Genomic DNA, 23523 nt, shown 5'->3' with positions numbered 1-23523 from the left:
TGTTCCCCGTTATGTCTAACTCGCGCACCTACTACCAAATCCTGAATATTCCGCCGGATGCTAGTCTTGATGAGATTAGAGCCTCGTTTCGACAGTTAGCGCGACAATATCATCCAGATGTTAACCCGCAACAGGAGGCACAGCATAAGTTTCAGGAGATTTCCGAGGCCTATCAGGTCTTATCGGATCCGGTGCAGCGTAGTTTGTATGACCAAAAGTTGGGACTCCACAAGCCGGAAAATAGTCCCTCTCAAGCCACCCAAACCTATCGAGATTTATATATTCAGGGGATAGAAAAAGCTTTTCAACAGAATTATTCAGCCGCCATTGATTGTTATAGCGAGGCGATTAAACTCAATCCTAGTTTTGTGGAAGCTTACCTAAAACGGGGGGAGTTGTATTACAAGCTAGGTCAAGATCAAAAGGTGCTGGAAAATTGCCGTCAGGTGTTGCAGTTTGAGGAGGGGTGTGAGGAGATTTATTTTTATTTAGGGCGATCGCGCTATCGGTTAGGCTATACTCAATCCGCCCTCGAAGCCTACAATCAGGCGATCGCACTCACCCCTGACTATGCCGCCGCCTACTACCATCGAGGGGTAGCCTACCATGACTTAGGCATGGACTCCCACGCCGCCGAGGACTTGCGACAGGCTGCCCTCTATTTCCAAGAACAAGGGGATTATAGCGGGTATCGTCTCGCCAATGACACCCGACGACAACTTAAACCCCTCCTCCTCCATTGGGATCGTTTGCGCCAATTTTGTCTAAACCTCTGGCGGGTGTTTTTCCGTCTGTTTTTACAACCAAAAGGGGGATTGGGTGAAGTCTTCCCCCATCTCCATCCTACCGCCGCCCTAGTCATGGGTTTGATTTATGGTGCGATCGCCCACCTTGCCTTTCTCCTTGGAGTCTTCATCGGGTGGCAAAATACCCTCAGTCGTCTTTCCTGGCCACAGTTAATCTTTATTGGACTCATCCCCTTCACCAGTTTAGTCCTCCTTAGCGCTCTCCTCCGGCTCATTTTCCCCAGCCAAGGCCATTGGGGAGGGGATTTCCTCCTCGCAGGTACAACCACCCTCCCCGTCGGTTTTCTCGCCCTCTGTAGCGGTTTTTCCACCCTCCTGGGCCCGACAATGATGAGTTTGTTAACCCTCCTCAGCGCTGTTATTGTGGTCTTTAACCTCTACACCGCCAACCACCAAATCTCTCATCTCCCGGAACAAGTGGCCGTCTGGTGTGTTCCCCTCCTCCTTTTTGCCAGTGGTTGGTTATCTTTAACGGCCTTTCTGTCTTTGATGGGTGGGGGGTAGGATGTGGGGGATCGGGAAGAGGAAATTTGAGAAAATATCTAGTGAGGATAGCCATGTTGGAAAATCTGAAACAGGCTTTAATAGAAGCAATTGAGGACGAATATAAAGCACGGGCAACCTATCGCCTCATTATCAACAAATTTGGCGCAATCCGCCCCTTTATCAATATTGTTGAGTCAGAAGGACGACACATTCAAGCCCTTTTGTCTTTATTTTCTAAATATGAAATTCCGGTTCCCCAAGATGATTGGGAGCAACGAGTTGAGATTCCGGCCTCGATTCAAGAAGCTTGTGAAGCCGGAGTTCAAGCAGAAATTGCCAATGGGGAAATGTATGAGCGCTTGCTGGATTCAACCCGTGACTATCCTGATGTACAACGAGTTTTTTTGAACTTGCAATGGGCATCCCAAAATAATCATCTACGGGCTTTTCAACGCTGTGCAGCACGGGGAAACTCCCCAGCACATCGGGGAGGACGAGGAAGAGGGTGGGGACAAGGAAGAGGTTGCATGGGGGGATAAAGAGCTAACGGGGGCTTGCTAAATAAGTCCGGGTGTCGGGAATCGGGTGTCGGGAATCGGGAATCGGGAGTCGGGAGTCGGGAATCGGGAGTCGGGAGTCGGGAGTCGGGAATAGTTAATAATTATCAACTCCCCCTCTCCCCTGCTCCCCTGCTCCCTATTCCCTGTTCTCTTACCCATGCCCCTCCACTTGTTCCCCTTGGGGGGTGCGGTAGCCTTGCTCATAGGCAAAACGGACTAATTGGGCGCGATTGTCGAGTTGTAACTTGCCTAGAATGTTGCTGAGATGACTTTGTACCGTGCGGGGGGAGATAAACAGGCGATCGCTAATTTGCTTGTTTGTATAGCCTTGGATGACCTCCCAGAATACCCGTTCCTCTGCTGGGGTGAGGGGTAGGGGTTCTGGGGGGAGGTGTTCCGCTTGGGAGCCATGACCATTACTAGACTCCGAGACTTGATGGGCGGTTAACTGCTGCATCATGCGGACAATTTCGCTGTGAATCCGGCGCGATCGCTCCAACTGGGATTCAATCTTAGCCAATAACTCCCGCATTTGAAAGGGTTTCGTCACATAATCATCAGCCCCCATTTCGTGGCCTTTCACCCGATCTTCTAATTCACCCATCCCCGACAAAAAGATAAAAGGCACTAACTGCCCCGAAGGCGTACCCCGTAGCGTGCGGCAAAAATCCAACCCATTCATATCGGGCATCATCACATCCGAGACAATTAAATCCGGGGGATTCTTCTCAAAAGCCACTAATCCCTCCGCCCCAGAATTTACCCCATCCACTTGGTATCCTTCCTTTTCCAGATACTCTTGGAGAACATCGCGCAGGGTTTTATCATCATCAACGAGTAAAATTCGTTTCATAGTTATTCATTCTATGTGGTGCTAACAGACGGGACAACGGGTTCAAATCTTAATTCAGCGTTCAGAATACACCCCTTTGGCAATAGGATCTGGTAGCCTACCAGAAACCTAACTCAGAAAAGCTGTAAAAGCTATGTACGAAAAAATTACTCCTCCGACAGTGGGTTCACGCATTACCTTTAAGGATGGCAAACCTATTGTTCCTGATGATCCCATTATCCCCTTTATTCGTGGAGATGGCACGGGCGTTGATATTTGGCCAGCCACAGAAAAGGTGATTAATGCGGCGGTGGAGAAGGCCTACGGCGGTCAGCGTAAAATTCATTGGTTTAAAGTTTACGCGGGCGACGAGGCCTGTGAGGTCTATGGTACCTACCAATACTTGCCGGAAGATACCCTCAATGCCATTAAAGAATACGGTATCGCCATCAAAGGCCCGTTAACCACGCCCATTGGGGGCGGGATTCGTTCTTTAAATGTGGCCTTGCGGCAAATCAATGACCTCTACGCTTGTGTGCGTCCCTGTCGGTACTATTCCGGCACTCCTTCCCCCCACAAAACCCCAGAAAAGTTAGATGTCATTATCTATCGGGAAAATACCGAAGATATTTATTTAGGGATTGAATGGCGAGAAGGAACCGAAATCGCCCAGAAGTTGATTGACATTCTCAACCAAAACCTGATTCCGGCCACTCCAGAACATGGTAGCAAGCAAATTCGCCTAGATTCAGGAATTGGCATTAAACCTGTGAGTAAAACAGGTTCTCAGCGTTTGATTCGTCGGGCGATTGAACGGGCGTTGACCTTGCCGAAACCTAAGCAAACGGTGACACTGGTTCATAAGGGCAATATCATGAAGTACACCGAGGGAGCGTTCCGAGATTGGGGCTATGAACTGGCAACAACCGAGTTTCGGGCTGAATGTGTCACGGAACGGGAGTCTTGGATTTTGAGCAATAAGGAGAAAAATCCTGATTTGTCTATTGAAGACAATGCGCGCATGGTAGACCCCGGTTATGATGCCTTGACGGCCGAGAAAAAACAGGAGGTTTGTCAAGAGGTGGAAGGGGTGTTAAATGCCATTTGGGAGACTCATGGTAAGGGTCAATGGAAAGATAAGGTGATGGTCAACGATCGCATCGCCGATAGTATTTTCCAGCAAATTCAGACTCGACCGGATGAATATTCAATTTTGGCCACGATGAACCTAAATGGGGATTATATCTCTGATGCGGCGGCGGCCATTGTGGGGGGCTTAGGTATGGGTCCCGGGGCGAATATTGGTGATACTTGTGCGGTGTTTGAAGCGACCCACGGCACGGCCCCGAAACACGCGGGACTCGACCGCATTAATCCGGGATCGGTTATTCTCTCGGGGGTGATGATGTTGGAGTTCATGGGGTGGCAAGAGGCGGCGGATTTGATTAAAAAGGGAATTGGAGATGCGATCGCCAATCGTCAAGTTACCTACGATCTCGCCCGTCTCATGGAACCTCGGGTAGATACCCCCTTGAAGTGTTCTGAATTCGCCCAGGCCATTATTGATCACTTCTAAGTTCCCCTCTCCTTAAAGCTCCAAACTCAAGAAGGGCGAGGTTTTAGTAACCCCGCCCTGCTCAGGGGTCGGGTAATTCATCTCTGAGCAAAGGACACAGCCTAGCTGTGTCCTCTCGCCCTTGACCAGATTTTCCAACCCATCCTAAACTCCCCCCCCACTTGCCGGGGAACTAATACAGTTCTGGTCTTTTTTTTTGGTAATCTGGACAACATTTGCTGAGTTTCATGGTATACTGGAGAATCATTAATAGTAAAAATCACCAGCAACAGATTTTTCTATAAGGAATAATAATATTTTGTCAGGGATTTCTCACAAAATCCTCACATTTGCCATTTACATTGAGAACCATAAGAAAAGATAAATCACGCCTGTCACTTGAAACAAGACGGGTTTTATGAATGACGCTGGTCGCTTTTATAAAGGCCAACCTATTAATGGGAAATTTTGAGGAACACCCTGATCCTAGATCGGGGTGTTCCTCTTTGGGGCAAGAGGGGAGAGGGGGAGCAGGGGAGCAGGGGAGTTGATAATTATTCCCTATTACCTATTACCTATTCCCGACACCCGACACCCGACACCCGACACCCGACACCCGACACCCGACACCCGACTCCCGATTACATTAGAACCCCGTTTCCGTACCTTTCCCGGCATGAACGAGGGCGAGTTTTTCGTAATTCTTGGCGTGTTGGATCATTTCCTCCACTTCCTCCTCGCTCACGTCTCGGCGGAATTTAGCCGGAATCCCTACCATGAGCGATCGCGCCGGAACATCCTTCGTCACCACACAGCCCGCCCCAATCACACTCCCAGCCCCCACTCGCACCCCATCCAAAATAATCGCCCCAATGCCAATCAAACTCCCCCGTTCAATATGGGCGGCATGGATAACCGCCCGATGGCCAATAGTGACATATTCCTCTAAAATCGTTGGTAAACCGGGGGTGCCATGAAAAATCGCCCCATCTTGAATATTAGAATGGGCGCCCACCTCAATCCGTTCCACATCCCCCCGTAATATCGCCCCATACCAAATACTCGCTCCCTCATGGACGAGAACATCCCCGATCACCGTAGCATTAGAGGCCACAAAAGCCGCTTGAGAGAGATCCGGAGGACTCCAATAGGAGGGTAAATGATTCATGTTATTAAACCGCAAAAAAATCAACAAAATAGTCTTGAGAATGCTGAGAATAGCCAAGAAAGCCCAAGGGTTGCCAAAAATACCTTATATAATGAAACTCACACCCTTTAAGTTGCGACCATGAGAACCACCTTCCATGATGAATCCTAGTCTCCAGTATCCCATTTTTGGTGCAGAGATAAAATGTCCACACTGTCGCCAAGCCATTCCTGCACTGACGTTAACTGACACCTATCTCTGTCCTCGACATGGGGCTTTTGAGGCAGATCCCAAAACGGGAGAGTTAGTTCACCTCCAGTCAGGACGACACTGGCGACAGTGGAATGAGGAATGGTATCGTCAACACACCCATCCTGATGGTATTCGTTTTGAAATTCACGAGGCCTTAGATCGTCTGTACACCCAAGGATTTCGAGCAACGAAGGTGATTATTGCCAACCGTTATCGAGACTTAGTGAGTGGCTATTTAGAACGGAATACCAGTTGGCGGAATAACAACGTTGATCCCCATCTCCCGAAATTGTACGGTTTGCCCGTCGATTTTAGCCCAGAAACCGATCAAGATCCCCGGTGGGAGGTGATTAATTTCGCCTTGGAAAAAGAACCGGGAGTTCCTGTGCGTTATCCCTACTTCCGTTTGTTTGAATAGTTGCTGTTTTCTGCTTTCTCCCCATGCACCATGCCTCCATTCGCACCGCTAACATTCACAAGGCGATCGCCTTTTACGAAAAACTCGGCTTTATCGTTCAGGAACGCTTCACCACAGGTTACACCTTAGCCTGTTGGTTAGAAGGGTTAGGAGGACGAATTGAACTGATTCAAATTCCTGAACCCAAACCCGCCCCCGATGCCTTTGGGGATGAACATTATGTCGGCTACTATCATCTATCCTTCGACCTCACCACCACAACCCCCAGTTTGCCCCAATGGTTACAAGGCATGATACAAGTTTTTGCCGCCGCCACAGAGGAGAATCCTGAGCAGTATCAACCCCTACAAGTTTTATTAGCACCCACCCAGCAAATCATTGGCCAACGAGTTTATGAAGTGGCCTTTATTGCCGATACGGATGGTTTACCCTTAGAATTTATCCGGGTTTTAGCTCACGTCGGGAAGCCCCGCACTGTACGTTCGCGTTCGCAAAGCGTTGCGTAGCAAAGCGTTGCGTAGCAAATGTCAGTGTCGGGATGAAAGACGGTTAATTGAGGGGTTCGATGCCCCGAAAATTAACCAACAATCATTTACTAGGGCAATCATTTACTAGGGAGTGACGATTTATCCCTAGATATTGTATAATCGGTTCATGTCAGTAAGCTACTATCCCTCTTCTGTCACTCTAGAAGATTTTAACGAATCTTCGCCATCACAGCCAACGAGAGAATCAGGGTTTGACCCCAGTTTGACAGAAGAGAGATATTCTGAACCGGGAAGAGTTGGGAAGTCTGGAATCATAAAAGAGCGGGTTACAATGGGGTTAGTGTTGTGGAAAGCTGATGACGTTAACAGTAGATATTCCCCTTGAATTGGAGCAATACCTTTGTCAGGAAGCAGCGCGGCAGGGGGTTATCACCGGAAGCGATGATGCTACAGCTTGTGGCAAAGTCTTTAGAGCGGCAACAACAAGCTGAGGTGATTGATCTGTTGCAATCTTGGATTGATGATGAGGATATTGTGGAACAGCAGGAAACTGGGGAGTATTTGGTGGGAGCAATTGATGCAGATCGGCTCTCGGATCGGCGGTTATTTCCCCTAGAGATGAAGGGAATTACATGGTGATTTAAGCAAAAAGTTACAATCCTTTAAAGAGTTTTAAAGTTCTTTGAATAAGTTTACTTTTGGGGTTTGATGGGGTGAATTTTGGGGTTGGGGTAAGGTTTTGGGTTGTGGCTGGTCTATTTTTAGGGGGCGATCGCCCCATCGGGCAAATGTCGAAACTGAGTAGAACAGAGCCTGATGTGAATTTTTCTATTTTTTTAATTCCTGAAGAATCAGCCTAATATTGGTGTCTAGTTGAGGAATTTTATTGATGACAACATCCCAAACAATTTCATAGTCTACACCAAAATAATGATGAATTAATCGATCGCGCATCCCAGCCATAGCCCGCCATTCAATAGCATCATATTTTTGACGCAATTCATCCGGCAATTGTTTGACGGCTTCGCCAATGACTTCAATGCTGCGAACATAGGCACGTTTTATGGTTTCATTTTGCAGAAATTCTGTTTTATCTAAATCAACAGAGTTTGTCATCATGTATGTTGTTTCATCCAAGATGTGTTGTAGGTATTCACGAGCCGATGGGGACATATTCAACCTCATTTAAAATGTGTGGCCCGATATAAGGACTTAAGGATTCAATGGTGATGAGATCGACGGATCTACCAAAAATATCTTCTAGGAAAAAAGATAAGTGGATGAAGTTATCAAAGGTTTTTTGGTTTGGTTCAAAGGTGACTAAGATATCAACATCACTTTGGGGGTGAATTGCATGGTCGTGGACAAATGAACCAAAGATGCCACAACGTTTAACGCCAAAGTTGTGTAATGTTTGGTGATGTTCTTGAAGGAGAGCGAGGACTTGGGCTTTTGTTTGTACGGGGATTACTGGCATAGATTGAGCGGGGTAGGTCTAGTTTTTAACTAACCATTGGTGGATCTGGGTTGGGGGTGGTGCTGTGGGGATTGTAGCTAAATTTCTGAGGCTTGTCATGGATGGGAGTCTAGGGCGATCGCCCCTATCATCAAGAGGGGCAAAACCCTAATAGGGGGTGAGTTATGAATATTGAGTCTCATTAAAGTTTACAATCCTTTGAAGATTTTTAAAATTCTTTGAATAAGTTTACTTTTGGGGTTTGATGGGGTGAATTTTGGGGTTGGGGTAGGGTTTTGGGTTGTGGCTGGTCTATTTTTAGGGGGCGATCGCTCTATTCACCGATCTAAGGGGGAGGGGGTGATACTTGATTTGGATAAATTGGGGGATTGACGGGTTAAGGAGGGGTCTGTTAGGATCGGAGATATTTTTTTGATATACCCTACCCGGCCTCTACCTCCTCCCCACCTAACCCACCCCCCGAAAAAACCCACATCAAAGTTATTGAACGAAAGAATGCGGGTTTGAGGCACTTTGCCCGACTGTTCGATAAACCCCACAAATTCAACCCACCATAATTTCCTTATCCCAGCTTAAGGGCCTAGGCAATACGCCCCTACAATGTGATTAGATATCCACTCCAACGATTAACCCTACAACAATTTCATTATCTCGTAGGGGCGCAATGCTTGCGCCCAAAAAGCAATGCCTTCAAAAGAATCAATCCTCTTGACTGATGCGCAACCATCCCCCTAACAAAGCCTGCTGTTCTGGCGTTGGCGACTTCACCCTTGTCACTTGATAACTCACAGGTTTAGGCTCTCCCAAACACACCGCATAATGACGCAATTCATCTTGATGAAATACCGTCACTTTCACATAATCTCCCGCTCGATAATCTTTTAAACGACTGTCTAAATCCTCCGCCGTCACCCGCAATTCATCCAGCGCCAACAGTTCATCTCCGGCATCAATTCCCGCTAAAGCGGCCGGGGAATTGGCCTCCACAAATTGAATGGTTGCGGTGCCGTTACTACCACTTACTCGCACCCCTAAATCTGGCTTAGGATGCTTCTCTCGAACCCCCTTAATTTGTAAGCCAAAGGGTTCTAAATACTCGTTTAAGGGCAACTCTTCCGTTCCGTGAAGATAACGATTAAAAAAGTCTGTTAAGTCCATCTCCGCCACCGATTCAATCACCCCTTTAAGCTGTTCAGGACTGTAGCCAATTTCTGCCTTGCCAAACTGTTCCCACATTTGCTTTAACACATCGTTAAATGAGCGTTGGTTTTGGTATTTTTGGCGAATTAGTAAATCCAGTAATAAACTCACTAATTCCCCCTTGAGATAGTAGGAAATTTGAGAATTGTCACTATTACTATCTCGGCGATAGAGTTTAATCCAAGCATCAAAACTGGACTCACTCAAAGGCTGTACGGCGCGGCCGGGAGTATTTAAAAAACGGTTGATGTCTTTACTCAGGATATCTAAAAACGCCTTTTCACCATAGACCCCTGCCCACAGAGGGATGAGAGTATCATAATAACTGGTTGTCCCTTCACAAAACCAAAGAGAGGGGGTGTAGTTTTCTTGGTCATAATCGAATTTCTCTAAGGCATCAGGCCGGATGCGCTTCACATTCCAAAGGTGGAAAAATTCGTGAGCCACTAACTGAATAAAACGGTTATATTTCTCTGGTTCACGAAAGGCAAAGCGGGAGTAAATTAAAGAGCAAGAGTCTTTATGTTCCAACCCGCCGAAACTGTTTCCGGTGAGGTGAAGAATAAATAAATACTGTTCATAGGGTAGACCGCCATAAATTTCGGCTTCAGTTTCTATGACCTTCTTGGTGTCTGCAATCAATTTTTTGACATCCAAGTTATTTTGACCCCAAATCGCCCATTGATGGGGCTTATTTAGGGCGCTGAAGTGATGAATTTTATGGGTTCCTATCTCAAAAGGACTGTCTACGAGGGTGTCGAAATCGGCCGCGACAAAGGTATTTTGTCCCCCCGGCAGAGGGGGGAGGGCGGTGGAAACGTGCCAACGGGAATCGGGGGGGATGATGGTCACTTGGAGGGGATGGTTTTGGTGCGCGGGACTGTAGAGGAAAAGGGCGGCACCGTTAAAGTAACCGTGGGTGCTGTCCAGGTGGTTGGTGCGCACCGTGAGTTCATTGGCAAAGATGCGATAGGTGATGGTGAGGTTGGGGGTTTTGGGGGTGGAGATTTGCCAGTGATTTTTGCTGATTTTTTGCCAAGGGAGGGGTTTTCCTTGAGTGGTAACGTGGAAGTCTTGCAGGTGTCGGGCATATTCCCGGACGAGGTAGGAACCGGGGGTCCAGACGGGCATTTTGAGGTTGAGGGTGTCTGCCTGCCAGTTGTCGAGGTGGAGGGTGATTTCAAAGAGATGACACTGGGGGTTAGGCATGGCCACCTGATAATGAAAGGTGGGTTCCGTGGGGGAAGAAGGAGAAACGCGCAAGGTGGAGGTTTGAGTCATTGCAATAGGCGGGAGTGTTAAAAACAAGGAAAAAGGAGCGGGGGAACTACCCTGATGAAGGATGAAGCTCTAACGTTGCATCAGTTGAGCAATTTCGGGATTGTAGATGCGGAGGTAATTCCAATAATTGCTAAAGACTGATTCGACATAGCCTTTGGTTTCGGGGAAGGGAATTTGTTCAACAAAGACATCTGGATCATCAAAGCCGTACCGTTGCACCCATTGATTGACATTGCCGGGGCCAGCGTTGTAACTGGCGATCGCCAACAGGGAGTTATTGTTATACCTCTGATGAGTATAGTCCAAGTACCAAGTCCCTAATTTAATATTATCCGCCGGATTAATTAATGAGTAATTCTCAAGGGAGATTTGTTCAGCTATCCAGCGCCCAGTGTCTGGCATCACCTGCATTAAACCAAGGGCTCCGGCTGAGGAACGGATTTCTTTTTCAAAGCGGGATTCTTGACGAATCAGGGAAAAAACCAAGAACGGGTTTAGAGTCCGTGCCTCTGACCATTCTAGGATTAACTCAGAGTAGGGTAGGGGAAAGAGAGTTTCCCAGTAGATAGACTCCTGTCGTAAGGCTTGCCACTCTTCCCGCTCTTCGGGAGCATTCCGTTGAGTCAAGTTCCAAATGGCATTAATCCCATCAAGATATTTCCCTTGAGTTTGCAGGATTAAACCCTGGGTAAACTGTTCATCTACGGTTTTATCCCGTCGGTTGCCGATTTCCGCCTGCCAGAGTTTCCAAGCGTCATTATATTGACCCAGTTGGTAGAGTTCCCGAAAGGCTTCAGACCCGGCCGGAGGATGGGGATAAAAGGCAGGGGTGACGATTTCGGGGTTTTTCGGGCGCACGGTGGTAAAGTCCCCCACATCCCAACCGAGGAGGACGGCAGAACGCCAAGCATAGTAAGATTCGGGATGCTGTTCTAAGACATATTGATAGGCGGATTCGGCATCTTCGGTCCGATTGACCCGACTCGCCCATTTCCCCACCCAAAAGGCGGCACGGGGGGCGAGGGAACTGTTGGGGGTGTTAATGGCAATGGGACGGGCCCAGCGCCATGCTTCAATATAATTGCCCTGACTAGAGAAGGCCTTAGCTCTTTCCCAACGATAGCGGGAGGCGGCTTCAGATTGGGGATGTTGAGATAATACGGACTGACGAGCTTGGGCGGCTGAGGTGCGAGCGCCCTGTTGTTCGAGAATATTGGCTTTGTTGATTAAGGCCTCGGCCGCGTGATCGGGATAGTTGGCAATGGCTTGATCTAAAAAGGCGATCGCTTCTTGGGGGGGGGAACTGGCGGCTAAACGGAGCAAGGCTTGTCCGGCTTCTCTACTGTCGGGAAATTCACTGACTAATTGCTGATAGTCAATTCTGGCGGCGATGTTATTTCCGGCAATTTCTCGACCCCGAGCAGTCCGAAAGAGGGTTTCTGGGGTGCGAGGGGCGCGGGAGTAGGCGCTGGCGGCTTTGCCATATTCCCACTGTTGCCAGTAGCCAAAGCCGATGACTTCCCAATCTTCGGGGGTGAGTTGATCACTGAAGCGTTGCACGAGGTAATCCCGAATTTCACTCATGCGTTCACTGTCGGGGGTGTTGTGGGCGAGAAAGAGTAATAATTCTGGTTGATCTCGATTGCCTTCGAGCTTTTCCCGCACCAGTTGGTGAGTTAGAGGATGTTGGGGATGTTCTGCGATCGCCCGTTCCCAATATTCCTCATCATACCGCCCCAAATTATAGAGCGCCTCCCCCACTGCCAGCGACTCTGGATAACTCTCCAGCAGCTTTTGTAGCGTATCCCTAGAACGATTTAAATCATTGGTTAACTCATAAGCCCTCGCCCGTTTCAACAGCACCCAAGGCCCCAGCAGAGGATAGTCCAACTCTAACCCGTCGAGGGTGCGGATCGCTCTCCCCCCTTCCCCTTGTTGTATCCAATCACTCGCCAAAATCAAACGGGCGCGACTCCGTTCATAGGAAGGCGCGCCATTCGCTAATTCTTCGAGACGAGGAAGGCGTTCCTCCATCGGGAGGAGTGCCAAAGGAAGCACCTCGGACTTTTCATCAGTAGGCTTACGGGATAAATTCGCCGAGCCTCCTGTAGTGTTCATCACCCAGCGTTCCAACTGTGTCAGCCAGCCTTGTTGTTGACCGACAAACACTGTAGCGCCCACAAGTCCCACAATTACGAACCCGGAACTAACGGTTAAGACTGTTTGAATGGTGCGTCCCTTTAGCATTCCTTCTCATGTGCAGTGACCAATAGCCATCATAACCGTTTTCGGTCTAGGTCGTGGAGAGTTGGGGAACAGGAAATGGGGAGCAGGGGAGCAGGGGAGACGAGGAATTAAGACTTATTACCTAGGGTCTGCTGAATAACACGCCTATGCTAGGCTCAACAAGGGAACAGGGAACTCTTAACAGGGAACAGATCATCTAAAACTGGCACGATTGCCTATTCCCGACTCCCGACTCCCGACTCCCGATTCCCCAACTCTCGGACTTATTCAGCAAGCCCTACCTATTCCCTATTCCCCCCTTTCCGTTTCCTCCAAAGCACGACGGGGCGACTGACGACGGCGACGATACCAAGTGGCTCCCCCCACTAATAAGCCCGTTAAAGTCGAAGCCACTAGAATGGGCAACATATCCCCTTGTTTTAAGGCCTGTAATCCCGCCCCCATCATCACAAAGGGCAAGATTCCGGGTACAGTCCCTAATGCTGTCCCGATGCAATAATCCCGCACCCGAATAGAGGTTAATCCGGCGGCAAAGTTAACAATTCCGTAGGGAATCAGGGGCAACAGACGAATGGCGAACATATAAAATAACCCGCCTTGTCGCAATTCTGCATCTAAAACTTCCCACTTTCCCTGAAATTTTTGGGCTACCCAATCCCGTCCAATGGTGCGGGTAAAGAGAAAGGCAACTAAGGCAGCAATAATCGCAGCTACCGTTGTCCAAATCGTTCCCCAAACTGTTCCGAAAATTGCCCCGCCCGTCAAATTAAGGGGGGTAGACGGCAATAATAAAATTGTGCCGAGGGTGTACAAAATTATATAAATAATCGGGGCTAAAATTCCCGCTTGCTCTAGCCATTGCTCTAAGGTGTCTTGGTCAATTCCCCCAATTAAGTACACTCCAAATGCGGTAATAACAACACAAAAAATAAAGATGGCAATGGCACTTTTTTTTAGGTTCATACTAACTGTTCTTCATTGGTAATACTAGGAATATTGGAGGTGGGAGAAATAGACTAAAGTTGAATAGTGGGATCGTCCTTAGCTTCTAAACCATAGATATCCCTGACTAAATAAAGGGGTCTACCCTTGACTTCTTCATAAATACGCCCTAAATATTCCCCAATTACCCCCAAACTAATTAACTGAATTCCCCCTAAAAAGAGAACAGAAACAATAGTAGAAGCATAACCGGGGACATCCACCCCTAACATCAGGGTGCGGATAATCAGGAATACAGCATAAAAGAAGGCAAAAATGGACACGGCTAAACCCATATAACTCCAGACTTTTAAAGGAAGGGAGCTAAAAGAAATAATACCATCTAGGGCAAAGTTCCACAGTTTCCAGTAATTCCAAGTGGTTTTTCCCTGAAATCGGGGTTCTCGGTCGAAGTAAACGGCTGTTTGTTTATACCCTACCCAAGTAAATAATCCTTTCATAAAACGGGTGCGTTCGGGTAGAGTTTTGAGGGCTTCGACGACTCGACGATCTAACAGACGAAAGTCCCCCGTATTGGGGGGGATGGCAATATTGCTCATTTTCCCAATAGTCCGGTAAAACAGGGTAGCGGTGAGTTTTTTGAGTTTGGTTTCCCCTTGGCGCGATCGCCTTGTCGCATACACTACATCATAACCCGCCCGCCACTGGGCGACTAATTCGCCGATTAATTCTGGGGGATCTTGTAAGTCGGAGTCAATGGGAATCACCGCTTGGCCTGTGGTATGATCGAGTCCGGCCGTGAGGGCAATTTCTTTGCCAAAGTTGCGGGAAAGGTTAATAATTTTAATCCGAGGATTGCGCTGGTGATGGGCGATTAATCCTTGCAGGCTGTTGTCCCGACTGCCATCATTGACGCAAATCATTTCATAGGAGAGGTTTAAGTTTTCTAAAACGGTTTCTAGGCGATTAAATAGCGCATCTAGATTAGACTCTTCGTTGTAAATAGGAACAACGATAGAGAGTGTAACGGCATCTGAAGCAGTATTCATCATCGTTAATACTTCACGGTTAATACTTCACACGGGTCGCTTACATCTAAAATGAGTTGGTTTTCTCCTGTAAAATCTGCCACACACGGGGATGATCTTCCGGTGTGATAACAGGCTTTGTCCAGTCTCCCTCATCTATAATAATCAATTTTTCTTTCCAAGGCCGTTTAGGATCTAAATGAAACCAATAGGCTAAGTTTCCACCCCAGATTCTTAACCCTCCCGCCCACCAGGTCATTGGTTCAGTTTCAACCTTGCGAATTTCACGGTAAGGAATCCGTTTACTGCCCAAGGGGAAATAGTAATAATGAATCGTGATAGCGTCATCATCACAGACGATGTATTCATCTTCGTATAAGATAGTCATTTTTAGGGTTCTGGGAATGTAGATTCAGTGGACAATATCTAAGCAAAAAACATTAAAAATAAGTAGGATTTAGGCTTGATTATTGTTTTTTAGGATGATATGCTAGATAATGGGATCGTGTGAAATTCTCGAAAATAGGCAACTACTCCCATTTTAAAAAAAAGTAACTGCAAGTATCATCTCCAAGTTACTGGATTTTGTCCCAAAAGTTTACATTTCTTAACTAAGAGATCCTTTATAATACCCTAGCGAGTAGGGGAAAAACACCATGAATGAATCTGAATTAGGGGTCAATATGCTTCCGGAAGATTTTACCGTTGATGTAACCCAAAGTGATGGAACAGTTGAGTCGCGTATTTTACCCACTGTGAATCGCTATCTTGGGGAAGATGGGGGTTATATTGCCATCTATTCACGCAATCCTGACATTTCGGTTTATGGAGTTGGGGGAGGCATTTATGTTGTTGGACAAATTCGCCTTCAAGGACGCTATATAGGTCAGATTTTCCATCCAATGGGATATGAAGGACAAGATATTAGTGCCGCGACTGCGTTTAAACAATTGGCGGACGAAGTATTTCCAGAATGTGAAGGGGGATGCTGGGCTGGGGGTGATACGGGGGGGTTTTTTGACTAGGATCTGCTGAATAACACGCCTACGCTAGGCTCAACAAGGGAACAGGGAACAGATCATCTAAAACTGGCACGACTCCCGACTCCCGACTCCCGACTCCCGACTCCGATTTCCCGTTCCCTATCCCCAAGTGAGACTAGGCCAAGGTTTTTAAGTTCTGAATGCGCAATAACTCACTGAAACTGAGCTTAGAACGCCCTTCTAATTCGGCAACCGCTTGAATGCCCTCTAACAGGTTTCTCGCCGCCTCTGGGGGATTATAGCCCCGTCTGGTGGCGACTTTGAGTGCGACTTCATCCGCTTCTACCTCCCGTTCGGTTCCGCGATAATTTCGCCAGAGTTGACGCACGGCGATCGCACTTAACCCCCCCGCAATCACTACACCCACCGCATCCCCTTGGGTAAACTGAGCCACAGTTCCCACCACCCCCACGAGGGCAAGGGTTTGATACCAGTTAGGTTTTAACCAGGGAATCGTTGTAGACCAGGCCACCAAGCGCAAAAACACTAAATCCCGTTGTCCCCGAGACAGTTTTTCCCATAACGACATATTGAGGTAAATGGGGCGCATCTTGCGTTCCCAAGGTTTCGGGGTGGGGGTACTAATCACCTGACTTCCTTGGGAGGTGGGGACAATTTTGAGGGACATTCGCCCAGAAGCGGGCATTAATTCCCGGAGATGGGCAATTTCTTGATCAAGGTTCATTACAAGGGATGGCTGAATAGGTCTGCTAGTGCGGAGTCGGGAACAGGGAACAGGGAATTGGGAGTCGGTGTAGGGGCGCAATGCTTGCGCCCTAGGGTGTCGGGAATAGGTAATAGGGAATAGGTAATAGGGAATAATTAGGGTCTGCTGAATAACACGCCTATGCTAGGCTCAACAAGGGAACAGGGAACTCTTAACAGGGAACAGATCATCTAAAACTGGCACGATTGCCTATTCCCGACTCCCGACTCCCGACTCCCGACTCCCGATTCCCCAACTCTCGGACTTATTCAGCAAGCCCTAATTATCAATTCTCCCCCTCTCCCCCTCTCCCCCTCTCCCTATTCCCGCAAGCCTTACTCATTCTCGACTTCCGTTAAAGTGGGGGCCAGGGTCGAAAATACCGTTTCGACTTGATCCGCTTCCGACTCCGTAGCCGCAATCATTAAAATAACAATCCGGTTCGGCATAGGCAACGCCCGAGATAACATCACCCCTTGCATGGGCTGACTATTGCGGCCGATGGTCATGGTTCCCCGCCAAGGAATGCGCGCCCCACCGAAAAGGGTAGGTTCAAAAAAGCCTGGTGTAAAGCCTTCCCCTTGGCGGAAAGTGTCAATAGCTACCTGGGCTAAGGCGGCATCACTAAATTCTTCCTCTAACGCTGCCCGAGGACGCACGGCGACAGAATAGGCTAACTGACCATTTTCTGACTCAAACAGGGGAACCCCAGCAATCACTGAGGACTTATAACCGTTCAAAATCCCGACCTGAAAACGTTGGCCGGGGTCTATATACGTTCCCTCGACCTGTACAGCACTTTGGAGGGTGGGGGCGGCTTCTGCTTCTGGGGTTTCTGTTTCTGGGGCTTCTTCCGGTGCTTCCTCTGTTGCTCCCTCGGGGGGAGGGCTAGGAGTTTGAGCCACGGCAACCCTTGCGGGAGTAGGACTTAGAGCGATGTTGGCGTTAAAAGGCGATCGCCCCAACCCCACCAACAAGACCGCCGTCAGCAAGGCTAGTCCAATCCGCCATAAATATTTCCGTTTCATCCTTCCTCTTTCCATATCACTACAACCCCAAGGCCGTCGGTTGACCAAAATAGAACAGACCCGCGACACAGCCCGTCATTAAGGTGGCCAACGTCGCACCCCACAGGGCTTTAAACCCTAACGCCGACACCTCAGAACGCCGTTCAGGAATCAGGGTCGCCAATCCCCCCACGAAAATCCCATAGGAGGCAATATGAGCAAAACCACACAGGACATAACTCACAATTAACAACGCCCGACTACTCAACACCTCCTGAGCAGATAAAACCGCTAAGGTTTGGTAGGGAGGGATACTGGTTTCCACCAAGCGCCGCCCAATAATTAAGGAACATTCCCACAGTTCATTCCAATCCAAGGAAACCCCTGTTAAGGCCGTTAAGGGCAGGAATAACACCCCAAGGATGTTCTGAATGGTGATCAACTCGAAGATCCCCCCAACAGTGGCTAAGAGGGTGTAGGGACTGTTAGATAAGCCCGCTAAACCATTAAAACAGGCATTGACCAAGGCCAATAAGCCCAAAATGGCAATCAACACGGCCGCAATCCCTACAGCCATTTTGACCCCATCCAATGACCCCACAATCAGACTATCGACGGGACTGGGGCGAGTTTTGCCCTCTTCTTCCGGTTCATCGGGGACATGACCCATGGTTTCTGGTTCTCCCTGTTCAGGAACCAGCAACTTGGAAATCACAAAACAGGCGGGAATGGTCAAAATGGAGGCGGAAACGAGATGTCCGGCAATGGAGGGAAAGGTCGGGCGTAAAATCCCGGCATAGAGTCCCAAAACTGACGAGGCAATGGAGCCGAAACAACTGGTTAAGATGGCACAGAGTTCACTGCGCGTCATACTGCCTAAAAAGGGTTTGACGGCCAAGGCGGATTCAATGCCGACAAAAATATTGGCGGCCCCGGAGAGGGATTCCGCCCCACTAATTTTCATCGTGCGACTGAATAGGATGGCGAAAATTTTCACTACGGGTTGAATCAATTTCAAGCGATAGAGTAAACTGACCAATCCTGCAAAGAAAATCACCTGGGGGAGGGCGCGGAAGGCGAGAATATAGCCCAGATTCAAGTTATCGTAGCCGATGGTATCCCCCGGCACCGTCACTAAAGGATCTCCGACAGCGCGGACAATCCAACGCCCTGCTACACCGGGGCCAACGGTGCGACCGGGTTCCGGTACAATCCCAGAACCGAATAAAAAACGCGCCCCCGCTTCGGAGGCATCAAGAACGGCATTGAGTAGGTTGTTTAACCCCTCAACAACCTGACTCCCCACGATAAAAACAAATGCTCCAATGATTAGTTGTAGAGCAATACCAAAAATAATGGTATTCCAGGGGATCAGACGTTTATTTTCTGACCCTAACCAAGCAATGACAGAAAAGCCAAGGATTCCGACGAGGGAAATAATGTTGAGAATTGAAAAGTCCACGGGTTGCTCTCAACTAGAGTAAAGACAACAAGACCTATTGTTTAGACAGGGGTTCAACAGGAACTTAAACAAGACGATACCTGAAAATTCTGCCCTTGAGATGGTTTTTTAGAAAAACGCAAACTTTCCTAACACTAGGCCTGTGAAGAGTAAACAGAATAGGCCTCCGACTCCTGCAAGAGGTTTGCCTTGCCATCCGGTGAACCATTGCCCTCTTTCCGTGGAGTAGGTCATCAGTTCGGCGGTATCTAAACAGGTTAAGCCCCAAATCCAACCGCTATGGAGTCCCCAAGCTAGGCCAATGGTTTGGTCAGGGGCGACCCAACGGGCTAGGACGAGAATTAAACCCATCAAAAAGAGTCCGGGAAGTTGGGGGAGGGTGTCTTTTTGCTCCCAGATGAGGTGAGAGAGGGCAAACAGTAGACTCGAAATAAGGGTGGCGACGAAAAGACCGCGATCGCTTTTGAAAACACTCCACAAAAACCCGCGAAAAATCGCCTCCTCAATGCCGCCAATCAGTAAGGCCACAGCAAAAATGGGGAGCAAAATTTCTCGGCTGTTCTTTAGTTTTTCCCGATTCCACTTGACCCAACCGCCCAAGGACTCCACACTAAAGATCACGATTAAACCTAAAACAGCCAGTAAAAACCCTTGGGCTATTGTCTCCCCCATTGACCCTAAAAACTGCACAAGGGGAGGGGGAGGCCCCGGGGAAAGGGTAAGCTTAAGGCCGTAGGTTTGGGCAGAAATTCCCTCGACGGCTGTTGCTCCCCACAAGACCAAGGGAACGAGGCCATAAAGGGAGGCGAGAAATATTAATTTTTTCTGAGGAGTCAAGGGTTGAAAGGGTCGCCATTTTAAAACCCAACTGAGGGGCAGGGCAAGGGGCAGCCACAAGACTAGCCAAACCCCGAAAAATAGCAGAACTTTTTGCCAACTGGAAGTTCCAGCCAGCACCATCAACCCCTGCTCTAGGGATGGTTTAAAAAAATCCATAAAAAAATGAGGCAACCTAAAACTAGACTGTACTTTCGGCAGGGTTAGACCTCAGAGGAAGTCTAACCCTATTACAGTCTAAAGGGGCTGTTGCAGGGGATTTAAGCTACATCTGCTTCGCCGTCTTCTGCTGCGCTACCTTCGCTACTGGTTTCGAGTTGTTTCAGGTGAATGTGTTTATAGCCCAGTTTGATTTCAAACTCATCACCGGGTTTGAGTCCCATTTCCTGAGTGTAGGTTGAACCAATCACAATCTGACCATTTTTATGGACACTGACGCGATAAGTCGGTTCTCGGCCTCGACCATCTTTTGCTCCATCGGGATCCAAGGGAACGCCTTTAGCGGCAAGGACTGCATCGTAAAAGTCTGTCAAATTTACCCGGGTTTGACCGGCTTTGTTGGTGCTGTAATATCCGCAGCGTTTAGCGGTTTCTCGACGGGGTAAGTGGGAAAGCTCTTTTACTTTTTGCAGGAGAGCCTTTCCCGTTAATGGACTGTCAGACATATCTTCCTAATGTTGGTGTAAATTTTAGGCAATCCTCGTAACGATTAACGAGTATTTTCCTATCATATCTGATATAGAAGTTAAAATCTAGAATTTCTTCAAATATTTTTGCTGATGATTTTCTGGGATCTAAAAATTGGGGAGGATGGGGGTTTACTTAGCTGCAAAAACCCTCAACAGGGGGGGGGATCTCGGGAGAGGAGGGGGAAGTTTTGTCCAAATTGATCCCGGGGGATCGGAAGTTGCCCTCTTAAGAGAAATAAAAGTTAACCGAGGGAGAAGGAGAGAAAGGATGAGGGGAAAATTAGGGAGGGAGGAAAGATTCTGGCGGGGTAAAAATCTGATTCTGGGGGGGGTGAGGAAGGTGTAGCATAAAGAAAGGAGAGAAAATGAATCTGGGGGGAGCAGCCTAATGTTTGAAAGGAGGGGGATTTCATGAGAAGGGGGGAATTTTCCGGTTCCCGAGTGGGAAAAACTACCGTCTCTGTTGAAATTTATCTGCTAGTGGGGAGGCTCAACTCAAGGGTACATTTTCTCGGGTCATTGCAAGTCTTAGGTTTTTTTTCACTATGCAAGTCAATTTTAAAATCCTGCGCCAATCCCAAAATGGGGCCCCTAGAGTTCAGAATTATACGCTCTTAGTGACACCTGCCACTACTATTTTGGATTGTTTGAATCAGATCAAGTGGGAACAGGATGGGACGTTAGCTTTTCGGAAAAATTGTCGCAATACAATTTGTGGCAGTTGTGGAATGCGAATCAATGGGCGTTCTGCCCTAGCTTGTAAGGAAAATATCGCTGGGGAATTGGCGCGTTTAGAAAAGATTCACGGGCAATCGGGACGGGGGGAGGGGGTGGAAAATGTGCCGGAGATGACTATTGCTCCTCTGGGGAATTTGCCGATTATTAAGGATCTGATCGTGGATATGCAGCCGTTTTGGGATAACTTGGAGGCGGTTGAACCCTATATTAGTACAGCCGGGCGAGTCATTCCAGAACGGGAGTTTTTGCAAAGTCCCGAGGAACGGGCGAAGCTGGATCAGATGGGCAATTGTATTATGTGTGGGTCTTGTTATTCGGAATGTAATGCCCGGACGGTGAATCCGGATTTTGTCGGGCCCCATGCTTTGGCGAAGGCGCACCGGGCGATCGCAGATTCCCGAGATCATCAACTTGAAAGCCGCTTAGAGCAGTACAATGACCCGAAAACGGGAGTATGGGGTTGTACGCGCTGTTATTTATGTAATGAAGTCTGCCCCATGGAAGTGGCCCCGATGGATCAAATCGGCAAGATTAAGGGGGAAATCCTCGCCCGTCATGATGCCCAGGCCAGTCGTCCGATTCGTCACCGCAAGGTTTTAATTGATTTGGTCAAACAGGGGGGCTGGATTGATGAGCGTCAGTTTGCCCTGCGAGTGATGAGTAATTCTTTCCGAGATGTGAAAGGATTGCTCAGTTTGGCTCCGGTGGGGTTACAAGTGTTGAAGGTGGGGAAAATGCCCTTTACCTTTGAACCCTCGGAGGGAACGGCGGAGGTGCGATCGCTCATTGAAGCCGTACAAGCCCACGAAGCCGACCAGAAGCCCTCTTAAGGCTAACGGACTCTCAGGACATAACGACCCTCTCCCCGGGAGTCGTAGGCATTGACTAGGACACGATAACGGTCGGTAATCGGTAGTGTCACGCTTAGACCTGAATGAGTCGTTTTGGGGTGGAGGTTATGATTTTCCGCTAATTTGCGCCCTTGGGAGTCCATCAAAATCACATAGGGATCAAAATCAGGACTTTCGATGGAAATATGCACCACCTGTCCCGCCCGCCCTTGAAAACTATATTCCTGATATAAACTACCATCCTGTAACCGTCCCCCGGTGGTTGAAGAGAGAACCCCTTCGGCGAAAAGGAGAAACCCCGTCGCACTTTGTAATCTTCCCAACTGGGGGGTTTCAAGGGGACTCACTTGTAGGGCATAACGCCCTACCTCTCCCGGTCGAGCGGTATTGGTCAGAATTAAATAGATGCCATCATTAGGGAGTTGGGCGGTAATTCGCGCATCTCGACCCCCGGCACTATTATCATCTTCGGCGAGGTGGCGGCCATCGGGGGCGACGAGGATTAAATAGGCATCAAATTCAGCACTGCGCAGAATAATATCTACCCCCATCCCCGCCCGACCTTGGAAAGCATAGACGTTATAGAAGGTATTATCTGAGGCGAGAATCTGACTTTGGGGTGTGAGGGTGCCGGGTCGGGCTTCCCCATTGAGGGTGAGGAGATGGGGAGCAGCGGGGCGAGGGGGTGGAGGGGTGGCGAGGAAGGTTTGAATGGAGTTGAGGGCGATCGCAAAATTAATCCCCACATTCCCCCCATTGCCGGGATGAGTATAAATCGCCGTATTCACCCCGATTAATTCCCCCTGACTATTGAGCAGGGGGCCGCCAGAATTCCCGGGATTAATGGCGGCATCGGTTTGAATTAACCCCTGTTCAGGATCTAAACGACTAATAATCCCGGTGGTAAAGGTGCCTTGAAACTGACCAAAGGGATTACCAATAGCAAACACCCGTTGACCTACCCGCACGGACTCCCCAGAGGCTAAGGGGAGAGTGGGTAAATTGCCCACTGAGGGCATCTGAAGCAGGGCTAAATCTAAATTTCGGTCGAGACGAATCACCTCGGCCTGTAAACGGCGACCATCGGGTAACATCACCTTCACTCTCTCGTCGGAGTTGACTAGATGAGCATTGGTCAAAATCAGACCATCGGCGCGGATAATGCTCCCACTACCATGACCTTGTTTTCCTTCTAAAAAGACAACGGCCGGACTCGCTTGTTCATAAACCCGGATATTGGTTTCTTCTTCTCGATTTTGGGCGAAGACGACGGGAGACAGGGGGGGGAGGTTAAGCACAACCCAAGGGAGGAACAATCCCCACCCAGTGAGCAGACAAAATGTTATCCGGCGTGTTTTTGGACTCCTCATGGACAGATGAAAAAGAGCGTTTCGCCTTGTTGTATCACAAGTTCGGTGAGGAGTGTGGGGAGTTGAGAAGAGGGAATAATGATCAACTCCCGACTCCCTGT

22 protein-coding genes and 1 pseudogene are annotated in these 23523 nt (G+C 48.5%); 8 read left to right on the top strand and 15 right to left on the bottom strand.

All coding sequences use genetic code 11. The features are described 5' to 3' along the window. Window positions 1-11 precede the first annotated feature (11 nt). Window positions 12-1310: a DnaJ domain-containing protein gene (locus SPI9445_RS0118050; RefSeq protein WP_017306175.1), complete on the top strand. Its 1299-nt coding sequence runs from the start codon at window positions 12-14 to the stop codon at window positions 1308-1310. Window positions 1311-1363: 53 nt separating this feature from the next. Beyond that, a complete protein-coding gene (locus tag SPI9445_RS0118045; protein ID WP_017306174.1) occupies window positions 1364-1831 on the top strand; it encodes a ferritin-like domain-containing protein in 468 nt (155 codons plus the stop codon). Window positions 1832-2003: 172 nt separating this feature from the next. Here SPI9445_RS0118045 and SPI9445_RS0118040 read toward each other — a convergent pair whose 3' ends face one another. Continuing rightward, window positions 2004-2705, bottom strand: a complete 702-nt coding sequence (locus tag SPI9445_RS0118040; protein WP_017306173.1) for a response regulator — start codon at window positions 2703-2705, stop codon at window positions 2004-2006. A 133-nt stretch (window positions 2706-2838) separates the two neighbouring features. Between SPI9445_RS0118040 and SPI9445_RS0118035 the strand changes: the two genes are divergently transcribed. Further along, on the top strand, window positions 2839-4260 hold the full coding sequence (locus SPI9445_RS0118035; protein WP_017306172.1) for an NADP-dependent isocitrate dehydrogenase: 1422 nt from the start codon (window positions 2839-2841) through the stop codon (window positions 4258-4260). Window positions 4261-4885: 625 nt separating this feature from the next. Here SPI9445_RS0118035 and SPI9445_RS0118030 read toward each other — a convergent pair. Next, entirely contained in the window at window positions 4886-5407 is a 522-nt protein-coding gene (locus tag SPI9445_RS0118030) for a gamma carbonic anhydrase family protein (protein ID WP_017306171.1), read from the bottom strand. A gap of 136 nt (window positions 5408-5543) precedes the next feature. Here SPI9445_RS0118030 and SPI9445_RS0118020 point away from each other — a divergent pair, with 136 nt between their 5' ends. From SPI9445_RS0118020 to SPI9445_RS27070, 3 genes and pseudogenes are all read left to right on the top strand, one after another. Then, a complete protein-coding gene (locus SPI9445_RS0118020) occupies window positions 5544-6056 on the top strand; it encodes a TIGR02652 family protein (RefSeq protein WP_017306169.1) in 513 nt (170 codons plus the stop codon). Between the two features lie 23 nt (window positions 6057-6079). Next, entirely contained in the window at window positions 6080-6562 is a 483-nt protein-coding gene (locus SPI9445_RS0118015) for a VOC family protein (protein WP_017306168.1), read from the top strand. A 338-nt stretch (window positions 6563-6900) separates the two neighbouring features. After that, window positions 6901-7183 (top strand): annotated as a pseudogene (locus SPI9445_RS27070) (hypothetical protein). Between the two features lie 189 nt (window positions 7184-7372). On the opposite strand, the gene SPI9445_RS0118005 reads toward SPI9445_RS27070, so the two are convergent. The 7 genes from SPI9445_RS0118005 to SPI9445_RS0117970 all read right to left on the bottom strand — a co-directional run bounded on the left by SPI9445_RS0118005 (window position 7373) and on the right by SPI9445_RS0117970 (window position 15107). Further along, window positions 7373-7717 (bottom strand): HepT-like ribonuclease domain-containing protein, encoded by a 345-nt coding sequence (locus SPI9445_RS0118005; protein ID WP_026079913.1) that lies wholly within the window; start codon window positions 7715-7717, stop codon window positions 7373-7375. After that, on the bottom strand, window positions 7698-8021 hold the full coding sequence (locus tag SPI9445_RS0118000) for a nucleotidyltransferase family protein (protein ID WP_017306165.1): 324 nt from the start codon (window positions 8019-8021) through the stop codon (window positions 7698-7700). Before SPI9445_RS0118000 ends, SPI9445_RS0118005 begins: the two co-directional genes overlap by 20 nt. Before the next feature lie 699 nt (window positions 8022-8720). Further along, window positions 8721-10502, bottom strand: coding sequence for a M61 family metallopeptidase (locus tag SPI9445_RS0117990; RefSeq protein WP_026079911.1), 1782 nt, complete (start codon window positions 10500-10502; stop codon window positions 8721-8723). A gap of 69 nt (window positions 10503-10571) precedes the next feature. Next, entirely contained in the window at window positions 10572-12749 is a 2178-nt protein-coding gene (locus SPI9445_RS0117985; protein WP_017306162.1) for a transglycosylase SLT domain-containing protein, read from the bottom strand. A 288-nt stretch (window positions 12750-13037) separates the two neighbouring features. Then, window positions 13038-13712, bottom strand: coding sequence for a TVP38/TMEM64 family protein (locus tag SPI9445_RS0117980; protein ID WP_017306161.1), 675 nt, complete (start codon window positions 13710-13712; stop codon window positions 13038-13040). A gap of 53 nt (window positions 13713-13765) precedes the next feature. Next, on the bottom strand, window positions 13766-14743 hold the full coding sequence (locus SPI9445_RS0117975; protein WP_017306160.1) for a glycosyltransferase family 2 protein: 978 nt from the start codon (window positions 14741-14743) through the stop codon (window positions 13766-13768). Between the two features lie 43 nt (window positions 14744-14786). After that, window positions 14787-15107 (bottom strand): hypothetical protein, encoded by a 321-nt coding sequence (locus SPI9445_RS0117970; protein ID WP_017306159.1) that lies wholly within the window; start codon window positions 15105-15107, stop codon window positions 14787-14789. Window positions 15108-15375: 268 nt separating this feature from the next. Between SPI9445_RS0117970 and SPI9445_RS0117965 the strand changes: the two genes are divergently transcribed. Then, on the top strand, window positions 15376-15744 hold the full coding sequence (locus SPI9445_RS0117965) for a hypothetical protein (protein ID WP_017306158.1): 369 nt from the start codon (window positions 15376-15378) through the stop codon (window positions 15742-15744). Window positions 15745-15877: 133 nt separating this feature from the next. Here the strand turns inward: SPI9445_RS0117965 and SPI9445_RS0117960 are convergent, their stop codons facing one another. The 5 genes from SPI9445_RS0117960 to SPI9445_RS0117940 form a co-directional block, all read right to left on the bottom strand. Continuing rightward, window positions 15878-16447, bottom strand: coding sequence for a DUF3318 domain-containing protein (locus tag SPI9445_RS0117960; protein ID WP_017306157.1), 570 nt, complete (start codon window positions 16445-16447; stop codon window positions 15878-15880). A gap of 356 nt (window positions 16448-16803) precedes the next feature. Continuing rightward, window positions 16804-17496, bottom strand: a complete 693-nt coding sequence (locus tag SPI9445_RS0117955; RefSeq protein WP_017306156.1) for a hypothetical protein — start codon at window positions 17494-17496, stop codon at window positions 16804-16806. Window positions 17497-17515: 19 nt separating this feature from the next. Further along, entirely contained in the window at window positions 17516-18937 is a 1422-nt protein-coding gene (locus SPI9445_RS0117950) for a NupC/NupG family nucleoside CNT transporter (protein WP_017306155.1), read from the bottom strand. Window positions 18938-19045: 108 nt separating this feature from the next. Further along, window positions 19046-19933, bottom strand: coding sequence for a CPBP family intramembrane glutamic endopeptidase (locus tag SPI9445_RS0117945; protein WP_033374013.1), 888 nt, complete (start codon window positions 19931-19933; stop codon window positions 19046-19048). A gap of 101 nt (window positions 19934-20034) precedes the next feature. Then, complete coding sequence (locus SPI9445_RS0117940) at window positions 20035-20439, bottom strand: AbrB family transcriptional regulator (protein WP_017306153.1); 405 nt, start codon at window positions 20437-20439, stop codon at window positions 20035-20037. Window positions 20440-21008: 569 nt separating this feature from the next. Here SPI9445_RS0117940 and SPI9445_RS0117930 point away from each other — a divergent pair. Further along, window positions 21009-22031 (top strand): succinate dehydrogenase/fumarate reductase iron-sulfur subunit, encoded by a 1023-nt coding sequence (locus SPI9445_RS0117930; protein ID WP_017306151.1) that lies wholly within the window; start codon window positions 21009-21011, stop codon window positions 22029-22031. Between the two features lie 2 nt (window positions 22032-22033). On the opposite strand, the gene SPI9445_RS0117925 is transcribed toward SPI9445_RS0117930, so the two are convergent. Beyond that, a complete protein-coding gene (locus SPI9445_RS0117925; protein ID WP_164674549.1) occupies window positions 22034-23350 on the bottom strand; it encodes a S1C family serine protease in 1317 nt (438 codons plus the stop codon). Between the last annotated feature and the right edge of the window lie 173 nt (window positions 23351-23523).

This window comes from Spirulina subsalsa PCC 9445 (assembly GCF_000314005.1).
GTDB classification, from domain to species: domain Bacteria; phylum Cyanobacteriota; class Cyanobacteriia; order Cyanobacteriales; family Spirulinaceae; genus Spirulina_A; species Spirulina_A subsalsa.
Note: the sequence above shows the minus strand (reverse complement) of the source record. Positions and strands in the feature narration are given on the sequence as shown.

What these genes read in the sequence shown, in the direction of transcription:
- SPI9445_RS0118050 (WP_017306175.1), top strand. Translation starts at nt 12, where the DNA reads ATGTCTAACTCGCGCACCTACTACCAAATCCTGAATATTCCGCCGGAT.
- SPI9445_RS0118000 (WP_017306165.1), bottom strand. Translation starts at nt 8,021, where the DNA reads ATGCCAGTAATCCCCGTACAAACAAAAGCCCAAGTCCTCGCTCTCCTT.
- SPI9445_RS0117945 (WP_033374013.1), bottom strand. Translation starts at nt 19,933, where the DNA reads ATGGATTTTTTTAAACCATCCCTAGAGCAGGGGTTGATGGTGCTGGCT.
- SPI9445_RS0117990 (WP_026079911.1), bottom strand. Translation starts at nt 10,502, where the DNA reads ATGACTCAAACCTCCACCTTGCGCGTTTCTCCTTCTTCCCCCACGGAA.
- SPI9445_RS0117975 (WP_017306160.1), bottom strand. Translation starts at nt 14,743, where the DNA reads ATGATGAATACTGCTTCAGATGCCGTTACACTCTCTATCGTTGTTCCT.
- SPI9445_RS0117965 (WP_017306158.1), top strand. Translation starts at nt 15,376, where the DNA reads ATGAATGAATCTGAATTAGGGGTCAATATGCTTCCGGAAGATTTTACC.
- SPI9445_RS0118030 (WP_017306171.1), bottom strand. Translation starts at nt 5,407, where the DNA reads ATGAATCATTTACCCTCCTATTGGAGTCCTCCGGATCTCTCTCAAGCG.
- SPI9445_RS0117960 (WP_017306157.1), bottom strand. Translation starts at nt 16,447, where the DNA reads ATGAACCTTGATCAAGAAATTGCCCATCTCCGGGAATTAATGCCCGCT.
- SPI9445_RS0118020 (WP_017306169.1), top strand. Translation starts at nt 5,544, where the DNA reads ATGATGAATCCTAGTCTCCAGTATCCCATTTTTGGTGCAGAGATAAAA.
- SPI9445_RS0117940 (WP_017306153.1), bottom strand. Translation starts at nt 20,439, where the DNA reads ATGTCTGACAGTCCATTAACGGGAAAGGCTCTCCTGCAAAAAGTAAAA.
- SPI9445_RS0118040 (WP_017306173.1), bottom strand. Translation starts at nt 2,705, where the DNA reads ATGAAACGAATTTTACTCGTTGATGATGATAAAACCCTGCGCGATGTT.
- SPI9445_RS0118035 (WP_017306172.1), top strand. Translation starts at nt 2,839, where the DNA reads ATGTACGAAAAAATTACTCCTCCGACAGTGGGTTCACGCATTACCTTT.
- SPI9445_RS0117980 (WP_017306161.1), bottom strand. Translation starts at nt 13,712, where the DNA reads ATGAACCTAAAAAAAAGTGCCATTGCCATCTTTATTTTTTGTGTTGTT.
- SPI9445_RS0118045 (WP_017306174.1), top strand. Translation starts at nt 1,364, where the DNA reads ATGTTGGAAAATCTGAAACAGGCTTTAATAGAAGCAATTGAGGACGAA.
- SPI9445_RS0117955 (WP_017306156.1), bottom strand. Translation starts at nt 17,496, where the DNA reads ATGAAACGGAAATATTTATGGCGGATTGGACTAGCCTTGCTGACGGCG.
- SPI9445_RS0117930 (WP_017306151.1), top strand. Translation starts at nt 21,009, where the DNA reads ATGCAAGTCAATTTTAAAATCCTGCGCCAATCCCAAAATGGGGCCCCT.
- SPI9445_RS0117970 (WP_017306159.1), bottom strand. Translation starts at nt 15,107, where the DNA reads ATGACTATCTTATACGAAGATGAATACATCGTCTGTGATGATGACGCT.
- SPI9445_RS0117985 (WP_017306162.1), bottom strand. Translation starts at nt 12,749, where the DNA reads ATGCTAAAGGGACGCACCATTCAAACAGTCTTAACCGTTAGTTCCGGG.
- SPI9445_RS0118015 (WP_017306168.1), top strand. Translation starts at nt 6,080, where the DNA reads ATGCACCATGCCTCCATTCGCACCGCTAACATTCACAAGGCGATCGCC.
- SPI9445_RS0118005 (WP_026079913.1), bottom strand. Translation starts at nt 7,717, where the DNA reads ATGTCCCCATCGGCTCGTGAATACCTACAACACATCTTGGATGAAACA.